We start from the raw sequence: 20,141 nt of genomic DNA, 5'->3' as shown, positions 1-20,141 counted from the left end.
CGCCTACAGCCCGGAGTCGGCCGTACGCACCAGGATGCGTCGGCAGTTCTCGCAGCGTACGACCGTGTCGGGCGCCGCGGAGCGGATCTCGCTCAGCTCGGTGATGGCCAGCTCCTGGCGGCACCCCTGGCAGCTGCGCTGGTACAGCTTGGCCGCGCCGACGCCGCCCTGCTGCTCGCGCAGCTTGTCGTAGAGCTTCAGCAGGTCGTCCGGGACGGAGCCCGCGACGACCTCGCGCTCCTTGGTCACCGAGGTCACCTCGCCGTCCAGCCCCTCGACGGCGGCGTCCCGGCGCGCGGTGGCGTCGTCGATCTTGCCCTGGACCGCGCCGACTCGCTCGGTCAGCTCGGCGACCCGCTCCTGCGCGGACTCGCGGCGCTCCATCACCTCCAGGACGACGTCCTCGAGGTCGCCCTGGCGCTTGGCGAGGGAGGCGATCTCGCGCTGGAGGTTCTCCAGGTCCTTCGGGGAGGTGACGGCGCCGGAGTCCAGGCGCTGCTGGTCGCGGCCGGCGCGCTGGCGCACCTGGTCCACGTCCTGCTCGGCCTTGGTCTGCTCGCGGGCGCAGTCGCTCTCCTCGGTCTGCGCGGCCACGAGCAGGTCGCGCAGCTGGGTGTGGTCCTTGGTCAGCGACTCGATCTCGGCGTGCTCGGGCAGGGACCGGCGCTTGTGCGCGAGCTGCTGGAGCCGCGTGTCGAGGCCCTGGACGTCGAGGAGTCGGATCTGGTCGGCGGGCGCGGCTTTCAGTTGGGGGCTCCCATTGCGCTAGAGGTCGGGGCGGACGCCACGTGGGCGGTCCAGGGGTCGGTGACCGTCTTCGAGACGTGGACCCTGAGGTCCCAGCCGTGGCGGTCGGAGATCTCGTCGAGCTGGGCGGCGCCCAGCTCGCACCAGGGCCACTCGGTGGCCCAGTGCGCCGCGTCGAGCAGCGCCAGGGGGCTGTGGGCGCGGGCTTCCGAGACCGGGTGGTGGCGCAGGTCCGCGGTGAGGAAGGCGTCGACGCCGGCCGCCCGCACGTGGTCGAAGAGGCTGTCGCCGGAGCCGCCGCTGACCGCGACGGTGCGCACGGTCGCATCCGGGTCGCCGGCGACCCGGATGCCCTGCGCCGTGGCGGGCAGCCGCTCGGCGGCGCGGGCGGCCAGCTCGCGGACCGTCAGGGGGTGCGTCAGCTCGCACACCCTGCCCAGGCCCCGGCGTCCCTCGGGGTCGCCCGGGTCCGGCACCAGAGGCCGTACGACGTTCAGGTCGAGGGCGCCGGCCAGCGCGTCGGAGACGCCCGGCTCGGCGGTGTCGGCGTTGGTGTGGGCGACGTGCAGGGCGATGTCGTTCTTGATGAGCGTGTGCACCACGCGGCCCTTGAAGGTGGACGCCGCGACCGTCGTCGTCCCGCGCAGGTACAGCGGGTGGTGGGTGACGAGCAGGTCGGCGCCGAGCCTCACCGCCTCGTCGACGGTCTCCTGGACGGGGTCCACGGCGAACAGGACCCGGGAGACCTCCTGGTCGGGCTCGCCCACGACGGTGCCGACCGCGTCCCAGGACTCGGCCCGCTCGGCGGGCCACAGGGCGTCCAGCGCGGCGATGACTTCTGACAGACGGGGCACGCGTGCAAGGCTACCTGGAGGTTCTGCGCCGTTGTACCCGCGGACGCACTCCCCGCCCGCCCCCGCGACCGGCCGGTCCGGCGCAGCACACACCGTGCCCTTCCCTCAGGCGAATCGTTCCTGTGACACACGTATGTGTGATGGGGGCCGCTCCGGTCCCCCGCCCGTGCGTACGAAAACTAGCTTCGTCGCCGGAGGTGACCGAACGATGACGGCCTGTGCGATCGAGCCCTCGGCGGACCCCGGGAACAGCGGGGCCCCGCGGGCGGGCTGCAGCATCACCGCGGCGGGTGCCTACGCCGCCCGTCTCGCCCGGAGCGGGCCGGACGGCGACGCCTGGTACCCGGAGCGCTGGACCCTGGACGGCCCCGAGCCGTACGCGGTGCCGCTGCCGGGCAACCAGCCCGAGGAGGCGGGCACCGAGGTGCAGCCGATGGGCGACGGGCGGGTCCTGGTCCACCGCGTCGCCGCCGGGCGGCACGTCTTCGCGCTGCTGTACCCGACCGGGCCCGGCACCGGCGAGCTGCCGCTCGGCGCGGTCGAGTGCCCGGCGGACACCACCGGACTGCGGTTGCTGCCGCCGGCCCCGGACGGCGAGCGGGCGTACGCCCTCGCGGCCGGTCCGCGTTCGACGGTGCTGTGGCAGGTCGCGGGCGGCGCCTTCGGACCGGAGCGGGTGGCGGAGATCCCCGGCCGCTGCTCGGGCGGGGTCTGGCTGGACCGCACGGGCCGGATGCTGGCGGTTGACCGGGAGACCGGCGGGCGCACCAAGGCGGTCGTGGTGGACCTGGAACGGGGCGGCGAGGTCTCGCCGCTGCTGCAGATCGCCGCGGACAGCGACGACCGGCTCCTGCTGGCCGACCCCGACAGCGGGCTGGTGCTGATCGGCTCGGACGCCCCCTCGCCGGGGCGGGAGCGGCTCGGCTGGGGCGTGCTCGGCAGCACGCTGCCGGTGCGCTTCCCGGAGTGCCTGCGCATGCCGGACTGCGTCGTGACGCCGTTCGCGATCCAGCCGGGGCAGGTGCTGACCCCGGAACGCTGTGCGGTGGCCCTGCGGGTGGACGGCGCGTTCGGCAGCTGGGTCGGGGTGTGGCGGCCCGCCGAACGGCGGGTGCGGCATGTCCCCGCCCCCGAGGGCTGGTTGACGGGCGCCGGGCTGTGGACCCCGGACGGGGAGCTGCGGCTGCCCTGCTCCACACCGCAGTCGCCGTGCGGCGTGGCCCGGCTGGCCGCACCCGACGCGGGCGATGGACGGACGGAGGGGACGAACGACGAGGGGGGCGCGGGAACCCCGGGGGGCTCTGGGGGTGCGGCGGATACGAGGGATACGGCGGATACTGCGGAATCGGCGGAATCGGCTCCGGACGAGTCCGGCGACCCGGCCGCGACGGCCCCCTCGACGCGCGCCTCCGCACCCGGTCGTCCTTGCCCCGTACCGCTCCAACAGGCCCCGCTGGCACGGCTTGTAACGAAGTAGTGCCGGTTGGCGTGGCCGCCTGGATTCGGCCCGAGGTGTGCCGGTTAGACTCGCCCGGCTGTAGGAAAGATCATGTTGACGGGGTGAATTCCTTCCGATGAACGACGCCAGCACGACCCAGCCGATGCAGGCCGCCGGTGCCGACGTTCCCGAGACCGACACCGGCCACGGCAAGCACCGCGGACCGGTCTCCAGCCAGGAGGGCGTGGTGACTCCCAAGGGCCGCCACCGCAAGCCGGCCGAGGAGTCCGAGACGGCCGCCTGACGGCCCGCGCGAGGACAAGCACGGGCACAGGCACAGGCACACACGAAAGCAAGCGGCTCCGGCCCCGTTCGTCGCATCCGGCGGACGGGGCCGTTGTCGTCGTCCGGTCGCCGTCACCCGTACCGGACGACCGTGTCGGCGAGGACGGGCGCGTCGTCGCGCTCCACGGCGCTCACCGCCACCCGCGCCTCCCCCGTCCGGGCACCGCCGGGCCCGGCACTCCCCGTCCCGGCGGTCCGCCACATCCGGACCCGCAGTGTCTCGCCCGGGTACACCACTCCGGCGAACCGCGTGCGGTAGTCGCGCACCCGGGCCACGTCGCCGTCCAGCAGCGTGTCGACCACCGCCTTGAGCGTGGCGCCGTAGGTGCACAGGCCGTGCAGCACGGGCCGTTCGAAGCCGGCCCGCGCCGCGAACTCCGGGTCGGCGTGCAGGGGGTTCCAGTCGCCGCAGAGCCGGTAGAGCAGCGCCTGGTCCTCCCGTACGGCCCGTTCCACGATCTGGTCCGGCGGGTCGGCGGGCGGTGGCGAGGGGCGCCCGGACGGGCCCCGCTCACCGCCCCAGCCGCCTTCCCCGCGTACGAAGACCTCGGCCTCGTCGGTCCACAGCGGCCCGTCCGCGTCGGTGACCTCGGTGCGCAGTACGAGGACGGCCGCGGTGCCCTTGTCGTACACGGCGACGACCCGCGAGGCCGCGCTCGCCCGGCCGCGCACCGGGACGGGCCGGTGCAGGCGCAGACGCTGCCCGCCGTGCAGGACGCGGGCGAGGTCGACGTCGACGCCGGGTGCGGACAGGGTGCCGATCACCCCCGGGGCGCCGCCGCCGGCCACCGTCGCGAAGCTCGGCAGGACGTGCAGCCGGGACTCCAGGGTGTAGCGCAGCTCGCGCGGGTCGGCGGCGGGCCGTCCGGCGCCGATGCCCAGGTGGTAGAGCTGGACGTCCTTGTGGTCCCAGGCGATCTCACGGACCCGGGGTGCGGCGGCGAGCGCCCCCGCTGCGTCGACGGGCATGGCCCTCCTGCTCCTCCCGGGCAGCACGACCCGGCACAACGCACCGGGCACAACGCCCCGGACGCGACGCACCGGGCACAACGCCCCGGACGCGACGCCCCGGACGCGACGACGATCACGGACACCCCGACCGTACGGGACGCCGGCCACCCATGACATTTGTCATCGCCAACTCCGGACAACCGCATCTGCCGCCCGTCCGGGCCGGCTCCGTAGCGTCACCGGTATGAGACCGACAGAGGGCACCACCCCCGCCGTAGCCTTCACGGGAGCGGCCAAGGCCTACGGCGACGTCCGCGCCGTCGACGGCGTGGACCTGCGCATCGGGTGCGGCGAGACGGTCGCGCTGCTCGGCCGCAACGGCGCGGGCAAGTCGACGACGATCGCACTGCTGCTCGGCCTGTGCCCGCCCGACGCGGGCACCGTGGAGCTGTTCGGCGGGCCTGCGGAGCGTGCCGTGCGGGCCGGCCGGGTGGGCGCGATGCTCCAGGAGGCGCGGGCGGTGCCCCGGGTCACGGTGGGGGAACTGGTGGCCTTCGTGGCCGGCCGTTATCCGGCGCCGATGCCGGTCGGGCAGGCCCTGGAGCTGGCCGGGATCGAGCGGTTGGCCGGGCGGCGCGTGGACCGGCTGTCGGGCGGGCAGACCCAGCGCGTGCGGTTCGCGCTCGCCCTGGCCGGCCGCCCCGACCTGCTGGTCCTGGACGAACCGACGGCGGCCCTGGACGTGGAGGCCAGGCAGGCCTTCTGGCAGTCGATGCGGGCGTACGCCCGGCGCGGCAGCACGGTCCTGTTCTCCACCCACTACCTGGAGGAGGCCGAGGCGCACGCCGACCGGATCCTGGTCGTCGACCGGGGACGGATCGTCGCGGACGGCACCGGTGACGAGCTGCGCCGGGCGGCGGGCGGCAGCCGCGTCTCCTTCGACCTGGCCGGCCGGACCACCGAGGACCTGACACTGCTGCCCGGGGTCCACTCGCTGGAGGTGCGCGGGGACCGCGCGCTGCTGCGCACCGAGGACTCCGACGCGACCGTGATCGCGCTCGCGCGGCTCGGCGCGATACGCGGCCTGGAGGTCGCCCCCGCGTCCCTGGACGACGCGTTCCTGGCCCTGACGACGGCGGCACCGGTGCCGGAGAAGGAGAGCGTGCGATGAGGGACTACCTGATCCTCGAGACGCGCCGCACACTGCGCGACCCCGGCTTCGTGGTCGGCGGTGTCGCCATGCCGGTGCTGATGTACCTGCTGTTCACCAACCTCGGGGGCGACGCGGGCGAGTGGAAGACGGGCGCGATGGTCGGCATGGCCGCGTACGGCGCGGTCGGCTCCGCCCTCAACACCGGCGGCGGGGTCGCCGAGGACCGTGCCATCGGCTGGCTGCGGCAGTTGCGGGTGACTCCGATGCGCCCGCACCAGGTGGTCGTGGGCCGTGCCCTGACCGCCTCGGTCACCGTGCTGCCCGCGATCACGGCGGTGCTCGCCGCGGGCGGTCTGCTCAACGGCGTACGGCTGGACGCCTGGCAGTGGGCGGCGCTGGCGCTGCTGCTGTGGCTCGGGTCGGTGCCGTTCACGCTGCTGGGGCTGGGCAACGGCTACCGGCTGACCGGGCAGACCACGGGCGTGGCGAACATGGTGGCCAACCTGGGTCTCGCGGTGCTCGGCGGGCTGTGGTTCCCGCTGGTGCTGTTCCCGGAGTGGCTGCGCACGGTGTCGGCGTACACCCCGACCAACCGCTTCGCGCAACTGGGCACCTCGGTCGCCACGGGGCACGCGCCCCCCGCGGGTGCCATTCTCGTCCTGACGGGGTGGCTGCTGGCCTTCGGCGCGTACGCCGTCCTGTCCTACCGTCGCGGCGCGGCGAAAGACTGAGCGCCGCGGGCGCCGGAGTGGAAGGGAGCCGACACCCATGACCGGGACCCGAGGGCGGCTGCGTGGGATGTCGTGCCGTCTGGACGCGTGGCAGCTGGCACGGCAGTCGGATCCGGCCGACCCGGCCGGGGCGGCGGAGGGGGCGGGGGCGGGCGAGCGGCCGGAGCGGATGGGACCGCCGCCCACCGGATTCACCCTGCTGCCGTGGCTGCTGATGGGCCTGGGCAGCCTGGCGAACATCTTCCAGGGGAACAGCGCCAACCCCTGGGTCGGCGGCCTCGGCCTGTTCGTCTTCAACTCGCTCTACATCTACGTCGCCTTCCGCTCCTTCGACAAGGAGTTGCGCGAGTCGCCGTCCACGCGGCTGGCGCTGGCCGCCATGGCGCTGGTGACCTGTGGTCTGGCTCTTGCGTACGGGGGCAGTTGGCTGCTCTTCTTCCCGCTGCTCGGCCTGGCCGCGGGGGCGGCGCTGCGCGGCCGGTGGCTGGGCCGGTGGGGCTGGTCGCTGGCGGTGGTGGCCGGTGCGGTGGCGGGTGTCAAGGACGGCTGGACGGGCCTGAACATCGCCTACGGGACCTTCCTGTCGACGATGGTGACGGCCGCGATCCTGAGCCTGTCCGACGCCGTACGGCAGTTGCGGGCCGCCCGGGAGGAACTGGCCACGCGGGCGGTGGCGGAGGAGCGGCTGCGGTTCTCGCGGGACCTGCACGACCTGCTGGGACACACGCTGTCGGTGATCGTGGTCAAGTCGGAGGCCGCCCGGCGGCTGGCGCCCCGCGACCTGGACGCGGCGCTGACCCAGATCACGGACATCGAGTCGGTCGGCCGCCAGGCACTGACCGAGGTCCGCGAGGCGGTCACCGGCTACCGGGAGGGCAGCCTCGGCACCGAGCTGGACCGGGCCCGCTCCGCGCTGAGCGCGGCGGACGTGGACCCGGTGGTGCGCCGCTCCGGCCCGCCGCTGCCCCCGCAGGCGGAGGCGCTCCTCGGGTGGGTGGTGCGGGAGGCGGTCACCAACGTCGTACGGCACAGCGGGGCGAGCCGGTGCGAGATCGCCGTCGCGGGCAGCGCGGACCGGGTCCGGCTGACGGTCACGGACGACGGCACGGGCGCCGCCGTCTCCGCCCGGGGGCCGGGCACCGGTCTGACCGGGCTCAGGGAACGCCTCGCCGCCGCGGGCGGATCGCTGACGGCGGGGGTGGCACCGCGGGGCGGGTTCTCGGTGACGGCGGAGCTGCCGGTTCCGGCGGAGGGGGAACCGGTGGGCGCACCGGCGTAGCACCCGTGCCGTGCGAGGCGCCGGGCTCCGGTACGCCTGCCCTCCGGCGCGTGCCCTCCACCCGATGCGCTCCACCCGATGTGCTCCGGCGCCTGCCCTCCGGCGCGTGCCCTCTACCCTTTCCCCGTGACCGACGAGACGCCCCGCGCCCACCCCGTCCGTGTCCTCCTCGCCGAGGACCAGGGCATGATGCGGGGCGCGCTCGCGCTGCTGCTCGGGATGGAGGACGACATCGAGGTGGTCGCCCAGGTGTCGGCCGGGGACGAGATCGTCGCCGCCGCGCTCACGCACCGCCCCGACATCGCCCTCCTCGACATCGAACTGCCGGGCCTGAGCGGCCTGGACGCCGCCGCCGAACTGCGGGAGCGGGCGCCCCGCTGCCGGGTGCTGATCCTGACCACGTTCGGCCGCCCCGGGTACCTCCGGCGGGCCATGGAGGCGGGCGCCGCCGGTTTCCTGGTCAAGGACGGTCCGGTGGAGGAGCTGGCCGGGGCGATCCGCCGGGTGCTGCGCGGCGAGACGGTCGTCGACCCGGCGCTCGCCGCCGCCGCGCTCAGCGCGGGTCCCAGCCCGCTCACCGCGCGGGAGTGCGACGTCCTGCGGGCCTCGGCGGACGGCGCGACGGTCGCCGACATCGCCGGCGCGCTGCACCTGTCCGAGTCCACGGTCCGCAACTACCTCTCCGCGGCCATCGGCAAGACCGCCACCCGCAACCGTGCGGAGGCGCTGCGCGCGGCTCGGGCGCAGGGGTGGCTCTGATCTGACCCGGGTGCGGCTCGTCGGCCTACGGGCCGGGGCGGTCCGTCGGCCGCGGGCCGGTGGGGGTTGGTCGCGCAGTTCCCCGCGCCCCTTTCAGGGACGCTCCGAGAACCCGGCGGCAGACGGTGCCCGTTGGGGCGCTCAGTCCGTGCTGTGGGCCATCGGCTCGGGCTTCGGGCGGCCTGCCGGGAGCCACGTCCACATCAGCAGGGCCGCGGCGACCAGGACCACCGCCGCCGTGCGGAAGACCAGCGCGTAGCCGTCCGTCAGGGCCACCGGGCCCGCGCCCTCGCCCCCGGCCCGGGTGGCCGCGATCGTCGACATCACCGCGAGTCCCAGCGAACCGCCCATCGTCCGGGAGGTGTTGATCAGCCCGGAGACCAGTCCGGCGTCCCCGGGTGCCGCGCCGGAGATGGCCAGCGAGGCCAGCGGAGTCGCCGCCGTACCCGCGCCCAGCATCATCAGTACGCCGGGGATCATGATCGCGGTCAGATAGCCGCCGTCGGCGGTCATCGTGGACTGCCAGCCGAAGCCGACCGCCGCGACGAGCGTGCCGAGCACGGCCACGTTCCGGGCCCCGAGCACCGGCATGAACCGCGGGGCCGCCTTCGAGCCGAGGATCACCGCCAGGGAGCTGGGCACCAGGGCGACTCCGGCCTCCAGCGGCGAGTAGCCGAGCACGTTCTGCGCGTACAGGGTCATGAAGAACCACATCGAGAACATCGACGAGCCGGACACCAGCATCGCCACGTTCGCCGACGCCACCGACCGCAGCCGCAGCAGCCCGAGCGGCATCAGCGGCGCCGCCGTCCGCGCCTCGACGAGGAGGAAGAGTCCGAGCAGCGCGAGTCCGGCCACCAGCGGTACCAGGGCCGCCGACGCCGCCCACCCCTCGGACTCGGTCTGCGAGATGCCGTAGGCCAGCGTGGCGAGACCGGCGGTCACCAGCAGCGCGCCGGGCAGGTCGAGTCGGCGCCGCGGACCGCCCTTGCTCTCGGCCAGCCACAGCGCCGCACCGGCCAGCACGACCGCGCCCACCGGCACGTTGATCAGCAGCACCCAGCGCCAGGACAGCCCGTCCACCAGGGCGCCGCCCACCAGACCGCCCGCTGCGCCGCCGCCCGCGCCCACGGCGGTCCAGGTCGCGATCGCGCGGGCCCGCGCCGCGCCCTCGGGCACCGCGGCGGTCAGGATCGTCAGCGTCGAGGGGGCGAGTACGGCCGCGCCGAGCCCTTGCAGGGCGCGGGCGAGCAGCAGCTGCCAGCCCTCCTGGGCGAGGCCGCCGCCCAGCGAGGCCAGCGTGAAGAGCCCGAGCCCGACCAGGAACATCCGCTTGCGCCCGTAGAGGTCGCCGGCCCGACCGCCGAGCAGCATGAACCCGGCGAAGGCGATGGCGTAGGCGTTGACCACCCACTGGAGCCCCTGCGCGCTCAGGCCGAGGTCGGCCCGCATCGAGGGCAGGGCGACGTTGACGACGGACACGTCGAGCACGACCAGGAACTGTCCGGCGCAGGCGAGCGCCACGACCAGCCAGGTGGGCGGAGTACGGCGCGGGGATATCCGCGCGGTGGCGGAGGCGGGGGAACCGGTGGCTTCGAGCATGGGTGTCATGGTCTCAACCCCGACCTGACCCTTGCATCGGTATTTCGGCCCCCGCCCGGCCTAGGTCTCACGACCTAGCCGCCCCCCATCCGTTCTCCCGTCCGTTTCTCCCGTCCGTCCCTCCCCCGCCCTCCCTCCTTCCTCCGTCCTCCTCCCGTGAACGCCAAGAGAAGGTCAAGAATTAGTTAGGGACTCGAAGCAACGGAATAGTTGCCCCGGCGCACGAGGTTCAGTCTGCACGTATCACGATCACGCTCCGCACCCGCCAACTCCGGCCTGGAGGCCCCACCCCATGTCCCACACGACGACCGACGAGCCCGCGCGGCGAGCGAGCGGGGCCACCGTCCCGGTGCTCGCGTTCGCGGGCATCGTCGTCGCGGTGATGCAGACCCTGCTGGTCCCGGTCATCAAGGACCTGCCCCGACTCCTGGACACCTCACCCAGCAACGCCAGCTGGGTCCTCACCTCCACGCTCCTGTCCGGAGCCGTGGCCACGCCGATCATGGGCCGGCTCGGCGACCTCTTCGGCAAGCGCCGCATGCTGATCGCCAGCCTGTCGGTGATGGTCGTCGGCGCGCTGCTCAGCGCGCTCACCGACGCCCTGATCCCGATGATCGTCGGCCGTACGCTCCAGGGCGTCGCGATGGGCGCGATACCCCTCGGCATCGGTCTGATGCGCGACATGCTGCCCCGCGAGCGACTCGGCTCGGCGATGGCCCTGATGAGTTCCTCGATCGGCGTCGGCGGCGGCCTCGCGCTGCCCGCCGCGGCCCTGGTCGCCCAGAACACCGACTGGCACGCCCTGTACTACGGCGCCGCCGGCCTCGGTGTCGTCTCCATCGCCCTGACGCTGCTGGTCGTACCCGAGTCCCCACTGCGCGCGAAGGGCTCGTTCGACCTGCCGGGCGCGTTCGGTCTGACCGCCGGTCTGATCCTCTTCCTGCTGCCGATCAGCAAGGGCAGCGACTGGGGCTGGTCCTCGCCCACCACGCTCGGCCTGTTCGCCGCCGCGGTCGTCGTGCTGCTCCTGTGGGGCCTGATGGAGCTGCGCGTCGCCGCCCCGCTGGTCGACCTGCGCACCACGGCCCGCCGCGAGGTCCTGCTCACCAACCTCGCCTCGATCATGGTCGGCGTCTCCTTCTTCGTCATCTCCCTCGTCCTGCCGCAGCTCCTCCAGCTGCCCTCGGAGACCGGCTACGGCCTCGGCCAGTCGATGGTGGTCGCGGGTCTGTGCGTGGCGCCGCTGGGCCTGACGATGATGTTCACCGCGCCGGTCTACGCCCGCCTGTCCGCCCGCTACGGCCCCCGCACCACCCTCATCATCGGCCTGGTGATCATCGGCATCGGTTACGCCGGCGGTCTCGGCCTGATGAGCGCCGCCTGGCAGACCGTCGTCACCTCGGTGCTGATCGGCGCGGGCATCGGCCTCGCCTACTCCTCCCTGCCCGCCCTGATCATCAGCGCCGTCCCGGCCTCCGAGACGGGCGCCGCCAACGGCCTCAACACGCTGATGCGGTCCATCGGTACGTCGGTGTCGAGCGCCGTCATCGGCATGGTGCTCGCCAACACGGCGAACGACGTGGGCGGCGTCGCCGTCCCCACCCTGCACGGCTTCCGCGTCTCCTTCGCGATCGCGGCGGGCGCGGTCGCCGTCGGCCTGGTCCTGGCGTTCTTCCTCCCCCGCCGCACCCCGGCGGCGGTGTCCCAGCTGCGCGCGAGCAGCGAGGAGGACGCCAACCTGGCCCGCGCCGAACAGGCGCTCGCCGGGGCCGGGCAGCACCCGCACGGCTTCCGGGGCCGGGTGCTGGCCGCCGACGGCGCCCCCGTCGCCCGCGCCAAGGTCACCCTGATCGACCGGCACGGACGGCAGGCGGGCGCGACCCTCTCCGCCGGCGACGGCAGCTACGCCCTCGCCGTGCCCGCCCAGGGCCCGTACGTCCTGGCCGCCCGCGCCGCGGGCCACCCCCCGCTCGCCCACGCGGCCACCCACGGCGGCGACCGCCCGGTCGACCTGGACCTGTCCCTGCCGGGCGAGACGGTCCCCGCCTGACCCCCTGCCGCCCCGGCCCCGTACCCCCTGTCGCAGCGCGCGGCGGGGGGTACGGCAGCATGGGGCGCCGGCACACCCCGTACGACCAGCGAAAGGCCCCCATGACCGCGGCCCCCGGCTCCCTCCCCGCCCCCTCCCCCGAAGTCCTGGCCGCCTTCGAGGCCGCGAAGGGGTTCATGCCCGCGCACGAGGGCCGCGCGCTGTACGCCGCCGCCGTGGAGGCGGGCGGGCTCGGGCTGCCGCTGCTGGAGGTCGGCACGTACTGCGGGCGCTCCACCGTGCTGCTCGCCGACGCGGCCCGCCGGGCCGGGGTCACCGCGCTCACCGTCGACCACCACCGGGGCAGCGAGGAGCAGCAGCCGGGCTGGGACTACCACGACCCTGAGACCGTCGACCCGGAACTGGGCGTGATGGACACCCTGCCCACCTTCCGCCGCACCCTGCACCGGGCCGGCCTGGAGGAGCACGTGGTCGCCCTCGTCGGCCGCTCCCCCCAGGTCGCGGCGGTCTGGAACGCCCCCCTCGGCCTGGTCTTCGTCGACGGCGGCCACACCGACGAGCACGCGAACGCCGACTACGAGGGCTGGGCCCCGCACGTGGCCGACGGCGGTCTGCTGGTCATCCACGACGTGTTCCCCGACCCGGCCGACGAGTTCACCGGCCAGGCCCCGTACCGCGTCCACCTCAGGGCGCTGGCCTCCGGCGCGTTCACCGAGGTCTCCGCGACCGACTCGCTGCGCGTCCTGCGGCGAACCGGCGCGGGGATCTGAGGCCGCGGTTAGAGTCGCTGACGTGTCGTACACAGGCCCGGACTTCGAACCTTCCCCGCCCCGCCGCTCCCCGCTGCGCCGCGCGCTGACCGTGGCGTTGGCCGCGCTGGTGCCCGGGGCGCTGCTCGGGTGGGGGGTGTACGCGGCGGTGGGCGGCCCCGACGACGGGGACGGGGGCGGCTCCGACCGGGCGGGCGGTACGGGGACGTCGGCGGCGCCGTCGTCCGTCGCTCCCGCCTCCAGTGCTCCCGCGTCCCCGGGCGACGGCGACGGCAAGAAGCCCGCGGGTTCGTCACCCGCCCCCACCTCGAAGGCACCGTCCGCCTCCGGCCCCCTCACGGGCAAGGTCGTCGTCATCGACCCGGGGCACAACCCCGCCAACTTCCGGCACGCGTCCGAGATCAACCGCAAGGTGAACGTCGGCACGCACTGGAAGGAGTGCGACACGACGGGCACGGCCACCAACGCGGGCTGGGCCGAGGCGAAGTTCACCCTCGACGTGGCCCACCGGCTGCGCGACCTGCTGGAGAAGCAGGGCGCGACCGTGAAGCTGACGCAGGACGGCGACCGTTCGTTCGGTCCCTGCGTGGACGAGCGGGCCCGGATCGGCAACGACTCGAAGGCGGACGCCGCGATCTCGATCCACGCCGACGGGTCGGGGGCGGGCAACCGGGGCTTCCACGTGATCATGCCGGGCTCGGTGCACGACGGGGCCGCCGACACCCGCGCGATCGTGGCGCCCTCCGCCGAACTGGGCGAGCGCGTCGCGGGCGGCTTCGTGCGCGTCACGGGCACCGCGCCCTCGAACTACCTCGGCGACGGCACCGGTCTGGTCACGCGCACGGACCTGGGCGGTCTCAATCTGTCAACGGTTCCCAAGGTGTTCATCGAGTGCGGCAACATGCGCGACAGCACGGACGCGGCCCTGCTGACCAGCGGCAGTTGGCGGCAGAAGGCGGCGGAGGGGATGTCTGAGGGAATCGTGAGTTTCCTGCGCGGGTAGTGATCGGCGTCCCGATCCCTGCGGACAGCGCCGAGGTCCGGACGATAGTGTCGTCCGTACGATGAGGGGCCACCCCCGCGCTTCACACCGGAACCTTTCGGCGCCGTCGTGACAGCGACGCCTCTACCGACGACGAGACGACCTACGAAGGACCTGAAGTGAATATCCGCTCGCTCACTCGAGGCGACGGCGTGGTGATCGGAGCAGCGGTGTTGCTGTTGATCGCGTCGTTCCTCGACATCTACTCGATCGACGGTGCGCCGGACAGCGCCGACATCCCCAGCCTGTGGGGCAGTGGCTCGGTCGTGCTCGGTGTCGTCCTGGCGGGCGTCATCGGCGCCGCGCTCGTCGTCGTGAACCGTGCCATGCCGCAGCCCAAGAAGGTGGCGGGTCTCGACCTCGGCCAGTTCGGCATCGCGTTCACGGTCTTCGCCGCGTGGTGCGCGCTCGGCAACATCTTCGACCCGGCGGGCGCCTTCGACAACGACGGGGGTGCGAGCGGCATCGGTGCCGGGATGGGCCTGATCCTCGCTCTCATCGCCACGCTGGTCATGGCCGCCGCGGCGGTGGCCACGCCGCTGCTCCCGGCCCTCAAGGGCACCCTGATCCCGGCCGCCCGTCCGGCCGCGCCGCAGCCCTACGGCGGTCAGCCCCAGGGTGGTTACGGCTACCCGGGCGCCCAGCAGCAGCCGTACGGCGGTCAGCCGGGCATGCCCGGCCAGCCCGGTCCGTCCTTCGGCGGCCAGCCGCAGCCGGGGCAGCCGCAGCCCGGTCAGCCCCAGCCCGGCCAGCCGCAGGCCCCGCAGCAGGCGCAGGCGCAGCCGGCCGGGGACTTCGCCCCGTTCTGGTTCGCCGTGCCGGTGCCGCGTCCGCTGTTCGCGGAGGACGGCTCGCCGACGCCGATCGCCGAGCTGGCGCCGGGTACCTGGTACCTGGCCGTCGAGCAGCGCGGCGCCAACCTGGTCGCGCAGACCCAGGACGGCCGCCGCGGTGTCCTCCAGGACACCTCGGGCATCCAGCGCGGCTGACCGCCCCCGCTCGCCCGTTCACCTCAACGGCCCCTCGCCCACCGGTACTTCCGGGCGAGGGGCCGTAGGTTTCGAACGCGCTTTCCGGGCCAGACGGAAGGCATGTCCCCTCGAACGCGCAGTGGCTCCCACTCCGCCGGAACGGCCGTCGCGGTGATCGCGGACATCATGGCCTTCATCCTCGGACTGTGGATCCTGATGTACCTGTTGGACGCCAACCGGGCCAACGACCTGGTGCGGTTCGTCCATGACGCGGCCGACTGGCTGGCCGGCTGGTCGCACGATCTCTTCACCTTCGACGAGGCCTGGGCGCGCGTGGTCGCCGGGTACGGACTGGCCGCGGTCGTCTACCTCTTCGTCGGCCACGCCATCGCCAACCGCCTGCACCGGGGCTGACGCCGGGCGGCCCTCAGACGCAGCAGTCGGGGTCCAGGCCCCGCGGCAGCCGGTCGCCCGCGAAGACCTGGCAGGTGGCCTCGTGGCCGCCGAGCGCGGCGACGGCCAGGAGCAGGGAACCGGCCGTCCAGGCGGTCAGTTCGCGCGGCCAGACCGTCTCGTCCTCGAAGACGTAGCCCGTCCAGTACAGGCCGCTGTCCGGGTCCCGCAGGTGCTGGATGGACTGGAGGATCTCCAGGGCGTGGTCGGACTCGCCCACCGCCCACAGGGCGAGCGCGAGTTCGGCCGATTCGCCGCCGGTCACCCACGGGTTGGGGACGACGCAGCGCACGCCGAGGCCCGGGACCACGAAACGGTCCCAGCTCTCCTTGATGCGGGACCTGGCCTCCGTGCCGGTCAGCGCGCCGCCGAGGACCGGGTAGTACCAGTCCATCGAGTAGCGGCCCTTGTCCAGGAACCGCTCCGGGTGGCGGCGGATGGCGTGCCGCAGCGCGCCCGCCGCCAACTCCCAGTCGGGCTGGGGCTCTTCACGCTGCTCGGCGATGGCGAGCGCGCAGCGCAGGGCGTGGTGGACGGAGGAACTGCCGGTCAGCAGCGCGTCCTTGGTGTCCGTTCCGTCGTCGCCCTGGCGCCAGCCGATCTGCCCGCCGGGCTGCTGGAGGCGCAGCACGAACTCGACGGCCGCGTGGACGACGGGCCACATCCGTTCCAGGAACAGGTCGTCGCCGGTGGCGAGGTAGTGGTGCCAGACGCCGACGGCGACGTAGGCGACGAAGTTGGTCTCCCGGCCGCGGTCGGTGACGTCGGCGAAGTCCCCGTCGGCGTAGGCGGCGTACCAGGAGCCGTCCGGGTTCTGGTGCCGGGCCAGCCACGCGTAGGCCCGCTCGGCGGCCTCGTGCTCGTCGGCCGTGTCCAGGGCCATCGCCGCCTCGACGTGGTCCCACGGGTCGAGGTGGTGCCCGCGGAACCACGGGATCGCGCCGTCCTCGCGCTGGACGGCGAGGATGCCCCGGACGGTCGCGGCGGCCTCGGCGGCGGTGAGGACGCCGGGCAGGACGAGGTGTTCGGTGCGCGGGGTGCGGGGTGTGCCGGGGGTGCGGGGCGCGGTCACGCGGCGTCCACCGGCGGCAGGTGCGGCTTGGTCGCGTAGGCGACGAAGCTCTTGCCGATCAGCGGGTTCAGCGCCTGCTCGGCGACCCGCGTCGCCAGCGGCTTCTTCATGATGTCCCAGACCAGCAGCTTGTGGTACGCCCGCACCGGCAGCGCCTTGTCGTTGTCGACGCCGAAGGCGCACTTCAGCCACCAGTACGGCGAGTGCAGCGCGTGTGCGTGGTGGGTGCCGTACGGCTTGAGGCCGGCCTCGCGGATGCGGGCGAGGAGCTGGTCGGCCCGGTAGATGCGGATGTGGCCGCCCTCGACCTCGTGGTAGGCGTCGGAGAGGGTCCAGCAGACCTTCTCGGGGCCGTAGCGCGGCACGGTGATCGCGATGCGGCCGCCGGGCTTGAGGACGCGGACCATCTCGGCGAGGACGCCCTTGTCGTCGGGGATGTGCTCCATCACCTCGGAGATGATGACGACGTCGAAGGACTCGTCGGGGAAGGGCAGGGCGAGCGCGTCGCCCTCCATGGCGGTGGCGGTGGCGCCGGCCGGGGCCTCACCGGCCTCCTCCATCGCCGCGAACCACTTGGCGACCTCGCGGATCTCCTCGGCGTTCTGGTCCAGCGCGACGACCCGGGCCCCGCGCCGGTAGCACTCGAACGCGTGCCGGCCGGCGCCGCAGCCGAGGTCCAGGACGCGGTCGCCGGGGGCGAGCGGGAACCGGGAGAAGTCGACGGTCAGCACGTGGCCCTGCTTTCGGGATAGACGCCGGTGTCACTGGTGGTCGGGGCCGGGGCCGGGGCCGGCTTCTGGCCCGCCGGGGCGGCCCCCGGGGCACTCTGAGCGCTCGGGGTGTTCGCGGCACTCGGGGTGCCCGGCGTGCTCGTGCCGGAGGGGCGGCGGCCGATGGCCTCGCGGTAGCGGGCGACGGTGCCCTCGGCGGCGCGGGCCCAGGTGAAGTGGCGCAGCACGCGCTCGCGTCCGGCGGCGCCGAGCCGGGCCCGCAGTTCGCGGTCGCCGAGCAGCCGGTTCAGCCCGGCGGCCAGTGCGTCCGCGTCGCCCGGCGGCACCGCGAGGCAGGTCTCCCCGTCGGGTCCGGCGACCTCGGGGACGGCCCCGCCGGTGGTGGCGAGCAGTGCCGTGCCGGTCGCCATGGCCTCGGCGGCGGGCAGCGAGAACCCCTCGTACAGCGACGGCACGCAGGCGACCTCGGCGGACCGCACGAGGTCGACCAGCTCGGCGTCCGAGATGCCCTTGACGAACTCGACGGCGCCTTCGAGGCCGTACCGCTCGATCGCCTGGGCGACGGGCCCCTCGGCGGGCCGCTTGCCGACGACGACGAGGTGGGCCCGCGGATGCTCGGTGCGCGCCTTGGCCAGCGCCTCGACGAGGAAGACGAGGCCCTTGAGCGGTACGTCCGCGCTGGACGTCGTCACGATCCGGCCCGGCACCCGCGGCACCGACGGGTCGGGCGAGAACAGGTCGGTGTCGGCGCCGATGTGGACGACGTGGATGCGGTCGTCCCGTACGCCGAGGTGGTCGACGATCTCCTGGCGGGAGGTGCCGGAGACGGTGAGCACGGAGGGCAGGCGGCGCGCGACGCGCTTCTGCATCCGGGTGAAGGCGTACCAGCGGCGGACCGAGTAGCGGCGCCCCCGGCTGTCGGCGGCGTCGAGTTCGAGCTGCCGGTCGACGGTGATGGGGTGGTGGATGGTGGTGACGAGGGGCGCGCCCACGTCGCCCAGGAGGCCGTAGCCGAGCGTCTGGTTGTCGTGGACGACGTCGAAGTCGCCGCGGCGGGCCCGCAGATGGCGGCGGGCGCGCAGCGAGAACGTGAGGGGCTCGGGGAAGCCGCCGGTCCACATCGTGCCGACCTCGAGCGCGTCGATCCAGTCCCGGTACTCGCCCCGCTTCGGGGTGCGGAAGGGGTCGGGCTGGCGGTAGAGGTCGAGGCTGGGCAGCTCGGTGAGCGAGAGCCGGTCGCCGACCGGGGGCCCGTCGTCGAGGACGGGGTAGGGCTGGGCGCCGATGACCTCGACGCGGTGGCCGAGGCGGGCCAGTTCGCGGGAGAGGTGGCGGACGTAGACGCCCTGCCCGCCGCAGAACGGGTTCCCCTTGTAGGTGAGGAGGGCGATGCGCAGCGGTGGCAAGCCGTCGGCGGCTGGCTCCGGACGGGGACCCGTCTGACTGGCCTCGGCGGTCACTCTGGGCCCCCTCCTCACTGCGCTGTCCCGCGACACTACGTCGGGAGGTTAATCTAGAACAAGTTTCAGACTTGATCGTCAGAGGCTCCGAATCTACCGGCAGGTAGGGACCCTGTGCCGAGTGGATCAGGTGATTCACGCCACGGCGCGGCACACCGTCGCGCCGGGCTCGGGGGGATCCGGACGCGGGACCCGGGGAAGCAGGTGACCAAGGTGGACAACCCGACGGCGACGGCGCCCGGTTCGGCGCATCGCTCCACCGCCCCGCCCCTCACCGAACGGCAGCGGGAGCGCCGCCGGCGCATCCTGCACGCGACCGCCCAGCTGGCCTGCCGGGGCGGCTTCGAGGCGGTGCAGATGCGGGAGGTCGCGGAGTCGTCGCAGGTGGCCCTCGGCACGCTGTACCGGTACTTCCCGTCCAAGGTGCATCTGCTGGTGGCGACCATGCACGACCAGCTGGAGCGGCTGCACGGCACCCTGCGCAAGAGCCCGCCCACCGGTGAGACGGCCGCGGACCGGGTGGCGCAGACCCTGATGCGGGCCTTCGGCGCGTTGCAGCGCGAGCCCCGGCTGGCCGAGGCGATGGCCCGTGCCCTGACCTTCGCCGACCGCAGCGTCTCCCCGGAGGTCGACCAGGTCTCGCGGCAGACCACGGCGATCATCCTGGACGCGATGGGCGGCCTGGAGAACCCGACGCCCGAGCAGCTGTCGGCGGTCCGGGTCGTCGAGCACACCTGGCTCTCGACCCTGATCACCTGGCTGGCCGGCCGCACCTCCCTCGCCCAGGTGCGGGTGGACATCGAGACGGTGTGCCGGCTGATCGACCTGACGGAGGCCGGGACGGGAGCGGCGGCGGCACGCCCCTGAGAGCGCCGCCGTTCAGTGCAGGCGGGAGCGGATCAGCGCCTCCGCGGCGGGCAGCAGGTCCACCTCGTCCCGGCTCATGGTCGGGTTGGCCGCCCGGCGCCGCAGCGCCTCGGCGAGACCGTCCGGTGTGAGGGCCGAGGGGTCGGTGAGCAGCGCGGCCAGCGTGCTCTCGACTGGGCCGGACATCGGTCCGCCGGCGGCCGCCACCTGGGCGAGGATCACCGCGGTCATGCCCCAGTCCAGCGCGGGGTCGCCCTCCTCGGTGTTGGACCAGTCGATCACCCGGGGCCCGTCCGCCGTGAGGATCACGTTGTCCGGGTGCAGGTCCAGGTGGAGAACGCGGGCGCCCGGGTCGGCGCTGCGGTACGCGGGCACCCGGTGCAGGCGCCGCAGCAGCCCGGCGAGCATGCCGCCCGCCTCCTGGGGCGTCAACGCCCCGTCCTGCCAGGCCCGCAGCATCGTCGGCCCGGTCAGCCGCTCCATGACCAGGTCCGTGCGCGGTGATTCCGTCGTCCCGGGCCACACCCGCGGCACCGGGTAGCCGTGCTTGCGCACGTGTTCCATCACCGCGCCCTCGGCCGCCGCGTCCCCGACGCCCTCCCGGTCGCGCCGCAGCACCCGTCCCGCGTCCGCCTCGTACACGTCGGCCGAACGTCCCGCCCCGATCAGTCTCCCCGTCCGCATGCCCGGGAACGTATCCCCCGGCCGCCGCCCCCGTCCCGGCCGCCCCTCGGCCCGGACCCGGGAGACGGGTAAAGTGGCGGCGTCGTCATCACCCGTACGGGGGGAAGCCGGTGCAATTCCGGCGCTGACCCGCAACCGTGAGCCGCCCGCCGAGCCTCCCCGAGACTCCCGGACGGTGAGCC

Annotated in this window: 20 protein-coding genes; 12 read left to right on the top strand and 8 right to left on the bottom strand. The window is 74.2% G+C overall.

What is annotated here, in order from left to right:
* Positions 1-3: 3 nt before the first annotated feature.
* Entirely contained in the window at positions 4-747 is a 744-nt protein-coding gene (locus Sru02f_RS07455; protein WP_164275393.1) for a zinc ribbon domain-containing protein, read from the bottom strand.
* Entirely contained in the window at positions 744-1,601 is an 858-nt protein-coding gene (locus tag Sru02f_RS07450) for a Nif3-like dinuclear metal center hexameric protein (protein WP_109031667.1), read from the bottom strand. Before Sru02f_RS07450 ends, Sru02f_RS07455 begins: the two co-directional genes overlap by 4 nt.
* 208 nt (positions 1,602-1,809) lie before the next feature.
* Here Sru02f_RS07450 and Sru02f_RS07445 point away from each other — a divergent pair, with 208 nt between their 5' ends.
* Both Sru02f_RS07445 and Sru02f_RS07440 read left to right on the top strand, forming a co-directional pair.
* Positions 1,810-3,078 (top strand): hypothetical protein, encoded by a 1,269-nt coding sequence (locus Sru02f_RS07445; RefSeq protein ID WP_109031666.1) that lies wholly within the window; start codon positions 1,810-1,812, stop codon positions 3,076-3,078.
* A 97-nt stretch (positions 3,079-3,175) separates the two neighbouring features.
* Positions 3,176-3,343, top strand: a complete 168-nt coding sequence (locus Sru02f_RS07440; RefSeq protein ID WP_109031665.1) for a hypothetical protein — start codon at positions 3,176-3,178, stop codon at positions 3,341-3,343.
* Positions 3,344-3,456: 113 nt separating this feature from the next.
* On the opposite strand, the gene Sru02f_RS07435 is transcribed toward Sru02f_RS07440, so the two are convergent.
* Positions 3,457-4,353, bottom strand: a complete 897-nt coding sequence (locus Sru02f_RS07435) for a MaoC/PaaZ C-terminal domain-containing protein (protein WP_109031664.1) — start codon at positions 4,351-4,353, stop codon at positions 3,457-3,459.
* A gap of 226 nt (positions 4,354-4,579) precedes the next feature.
* Here Sru02f_RS07435 and Sru02f_RS07430 point away from each other — a divergent pair, with 226 nt between their 5' ends.
* From Sru02f_RS07430 to Sru02f_RS07415, 4 genes are all read left to right on the top strand, one after another.
* On the top strand, positions 4,580-5,506 hold the full coding sequence (locus Sru02f_RS07430; protein WP_109031663.1) for an ABC transporter ATP-binding protein: 927 nt from the start codon (positions 4,580-4,582) through the stop codon (positions 5,504-5,506).
* The gene (locus Sru02f_RS07425) at positions 5,503-6,219 is read left to right on the top strand and encodes an ABC transporter permease (RefSeq protein WP_109031662.1); all 717 of its coding nucleotides are present in this window, start codon (positions 5,503-5,505) and stop codon (positions 6,217-6,219) included. Before Sru02f_RS07430 ends, Sru02f_RS07425 begins: the two co-directional genes overlap by 4 nt.
* 37 nt (positions 6,220-6,256) lie before the next feature.
* Positions 6,257-7,498 carry a sensor histidine kinase gene (locus tag Sru02f_RS07420; RefSeq protein ID WP_109031661.1) on the top strand — a complete coding sequence of 414 codons (1,242 nt, stop codon included), beginning with the start codon at positions 6,257-6,259 and terminating at the stop codon, positions 7,496-7,498.
* A gap of 78 nt (positions 7,499-7,576) precedes the next feature.
* Positions 7,577-8,257 (top strand): response regulator transcription factor, encoded by a 681-nt coding sequence (locus tag Sru02f_RS07415; protein ID WP_373103410.1) that lies wholly within the window; start codon positions 7,577-7,579, stop codon positions 8,255-8,257.
* Between the two features lie 141 nt (positions 8,258-8,398).
* On the opposite strand, the gene Sru02f_RS07410 is transcribed toward Sru02f_RS07415, so the two are convergent.
* The gene (locus tag Sru02f_RS07410) at positions 8,399-9,859 is read right to left on the bottom strand and encodes an MFS transporter (protein WP_167469502.1); all 1,461 of its coding nucleotides are present in this window, start codon (positions 9,857-9,859) and stop codon (positions 8,399-8,401) included.
* Positions 9,860-10,151: 292 nt separating this feature from the next.
* Between Sru02f_RS07410 and Sru02f_RS07405 the strand changes: the two genes are divergently transcribed.
* From Sru02f_RS07405 to Sru02f_RS07385, 5 genes are all read left to right on the top strand, one after another.
* Positions 10,152-11,909, top strand: coding sequence for an MFS transporter (locus tag Sru02f_RS07405; protein WP_109031658.1), 1,758 nt, complete (start codon positions 10,152-10,154; stop codon positions 11,907-11,909).
* Positions 11,910-12,010: 101 nt separating this feature from the next.
* Entirely contained in the window at positions 12,011-12,679 is a 669-nt protein-coding gene (locus Sru02f_RS07400; protein WP_164279201.1) for a class I SAM-dependent methyltransferase, read from the top strand.
* Positions 12,680-12,701: 22 nt separating this feature from the next.
* A complete protein-coding gene (locus Sru02f_RS07395) occupies positions 12,702-13,682 on the top strand; it encodes an N-acetylmuramoyl-L-alanine amidase (protein ID WP_109031656.1) in 981 nt (326 codons plus the stop codon).
* Positions 13,683-13,840: 158 nt separating this feature from the next.
* Positions 13,841-14,710 carry a DUF5336 domain-containing protein gene (locus Sru02f_RS07390; RefSeq protein ID WP_109031655.1) on the top strand — a complete coding sequence of 290 codons (870 nt, stop codon included), beginning with the start codon at positions 13,841-13,843 and terminating at the stop codon, positions 14,708-14,710.
* A gap of 102 nt (positions 14,711-14,812) precedes the next feature.
* Positions 14,813-15,106 carry a hypothetical protein gene (locus Sru02f_RS07385; RefSeq protein ID WP_109031654.1) on the top strand — a complete coding sequence of 98 codons (294 nt, stop codon included), beginning with the start codon at positions 14,813-14,815 and terminating at the stop codon, positions 15,104-15,106.
* 13 nt (positions 15,107-15,119) lie between these two features.
* On the opposite strand, the gene Sru02f_RS07380 is transcribed toward Sru02f_RS07385, so the two are convergent.
* Genes Sru02f_RS07380 through Sru02f_RS07370 form a run of 3 tightly spaced genes read right to left on the bottom strand, consistent with a single transcriptional unit; the run spans position 15,120 to position 18,408 of the window.
* Positions 15,120-16,217: a prenyltransferase/squalene oxidase repeat-containing protein gene (locus Sru02f_RS07380; protein ID WP_109031653.1), complete on the bottom strand. Its 1,098-nt coding sequence runs from the start codon at positions 16,215-16,217 to the stop codon at positions 15,120-15,122.
* Positions 16,214-16,948: a class I SAM-dependent methyltransferase gene (locus Sru02f_RS07375; RefSeq protein ID WP_109031652.1), complete on the bottom strand. Its 735-nt coding sequence runs from the start codon at positions 16,946-16,948 to the stop codon at positions 16,214-16,216. The genes Sru02f_RS07380 and Sru02f_RS07375 overlap by 4 nt, the downstream gene beginning before the upstream one ends.
* Complete coding sequence (locus tag Sru02f_RS07370) at positions 16,942-18,408, bottom strand: glycosyltransferase family 4 protein (RefSeq protein WP_109031651.1); 1,467 nt, start codon at positions 18,406-18,408, stop codon at positions 16,942-16,944. The genes Sru02f_RS07375 and Sru02f_RS07370 overlap by 7 nt, the downstream gene beginning before the upstream one ends.
* A gap of 204 nt (positions 18,409-18,612) precedes the next feature.
* Between Sru02f_RS07370 and Sru02f_RS07365 the strand changes: the two genes are divergently transcribed.
* Positions 18,613-19,275: a TetR family transcriptional regulator gene (locus Sru02f_RS07365; RefSeq protein ID WP_164270342.1), complete on the top strand. Its 663-nt coding sequence runs from the start codon at positions 18,613-18,615 to the stop codon at positions 19,273-19,275.
* A gap of 12 nt (positions 19,276-19,287) precedes the next feature.
* Here the strand turns inward: Sru02f_RS07365 and Sru02f_RS07360 are convergent, their stop codons facing one another.
* Complete coding sequence (locus tag Sru02f_RS07360; RefSeq protein WP_109031649.1) at positions 19,288-19,959, bottom strand: phosphotransferase; 672 nt, start codon at positions 19,957-19,959, stop codon at positions 19,288-19,290.
* Positions 19,960-20,141: the final 182 nt, after the last annotated feature.

Origin of the sequence: Streptomyces rubrogriseus, assembly GCF_027947575.1 — a bacterium.
GTDB lineage: Bacteria > Actinomycetota > Actinomycetes > Streptomycetales > Streptomycetaceae > Streptomyces > Streptomyces rubrogriseus.
This window is presented reverse-complemented; position numbering and strand designations above follow the sequence as displayed.

Coding starts and splice junctions, on each gene's coding strand:
- Sru02f_RS07440 (WP_109031665.1), top strand. CDS start 3,176: ATGAACGACGCCAGCACGACCCAGCCGATGCAGGCCGCCGGTGCCGAC.
- Sru02f_RS07425 (WP_109031662.1), top strand. CDS start 5,503: ATGAGGGACTACCTGATCCTCGAGACGCGCCGCACACTGCGCGACCCC.
- Sru02f_RS07445 (WP_109031666.1), top strand. CDS start 1,810: ATGACGGCCTGTGCGATCGAGCCCTCGGCGGACCCCGGGAACAGCGGG.
- Sru02f_RS07385 (WP_109031654.1), top strand. CDS start 14,813: ATGTCCCCTCGAACGCGCAGTGGCTCCCACTCCGCCGGAACGGCCGTC.
- Sru02f_RS07360 (WP_109031649.1), bottom strand. CDS start 19,959: ATGCGGACGGGGAGACTGATCGGGGCGGGACGTTCGGCCGACGTGTAC.
- Sru02f_RS07430 (WP_109031663.1), top strand. CDS start 4,580: ATGAGACCGACAGAGGGCACCACCCCCGCCGTAGCCTTCACGGGAGCG.
- Sru02f_RS07400 (WP_164279201.1), top strand. CDS start 12,011: ATGACCGCGGCCCCCGGCTCCCTCCCCGCCCCCTCCCCCGAAGTCCTG.
- Sru02f_RS07420 (WP_109031661.1), top strand. CDS start 6,257: ATGACCGGGACCCGAGGGCGGCTGCGTGGGATGTCGTGCCGTCTGGAC.
- Sru02f_RS07435 (WP_109031664.1), bottom strand. CDS start 4,353: ATGCCCGTCGACGCAGCGGGGGCGCTCGCCGCCGCACCCCGGGTCCGT.
- Sru02f_RS07410 (WP_167469502.1), bottom strand. CDS start 9,859: ATGCTCGAAGCCACCGGTTCCCCCGCCTCCGCCACCGCGCGGATATCC.
- Sru02f_RS07415 (WP_373103410.1), top strand. CDS start 7,577: ATGTGCTCCGGCGCCTGCCCTCCGGCGCGTGCCCTCTACCCTTTCCCC.
- Sru02f_RS07405 (WP_109031658.1), top strand. CDS start 10,152: ATGTCCCACACGACGACCGACGAGCCCGCGCGGCGAGCGAGCGGGGCC.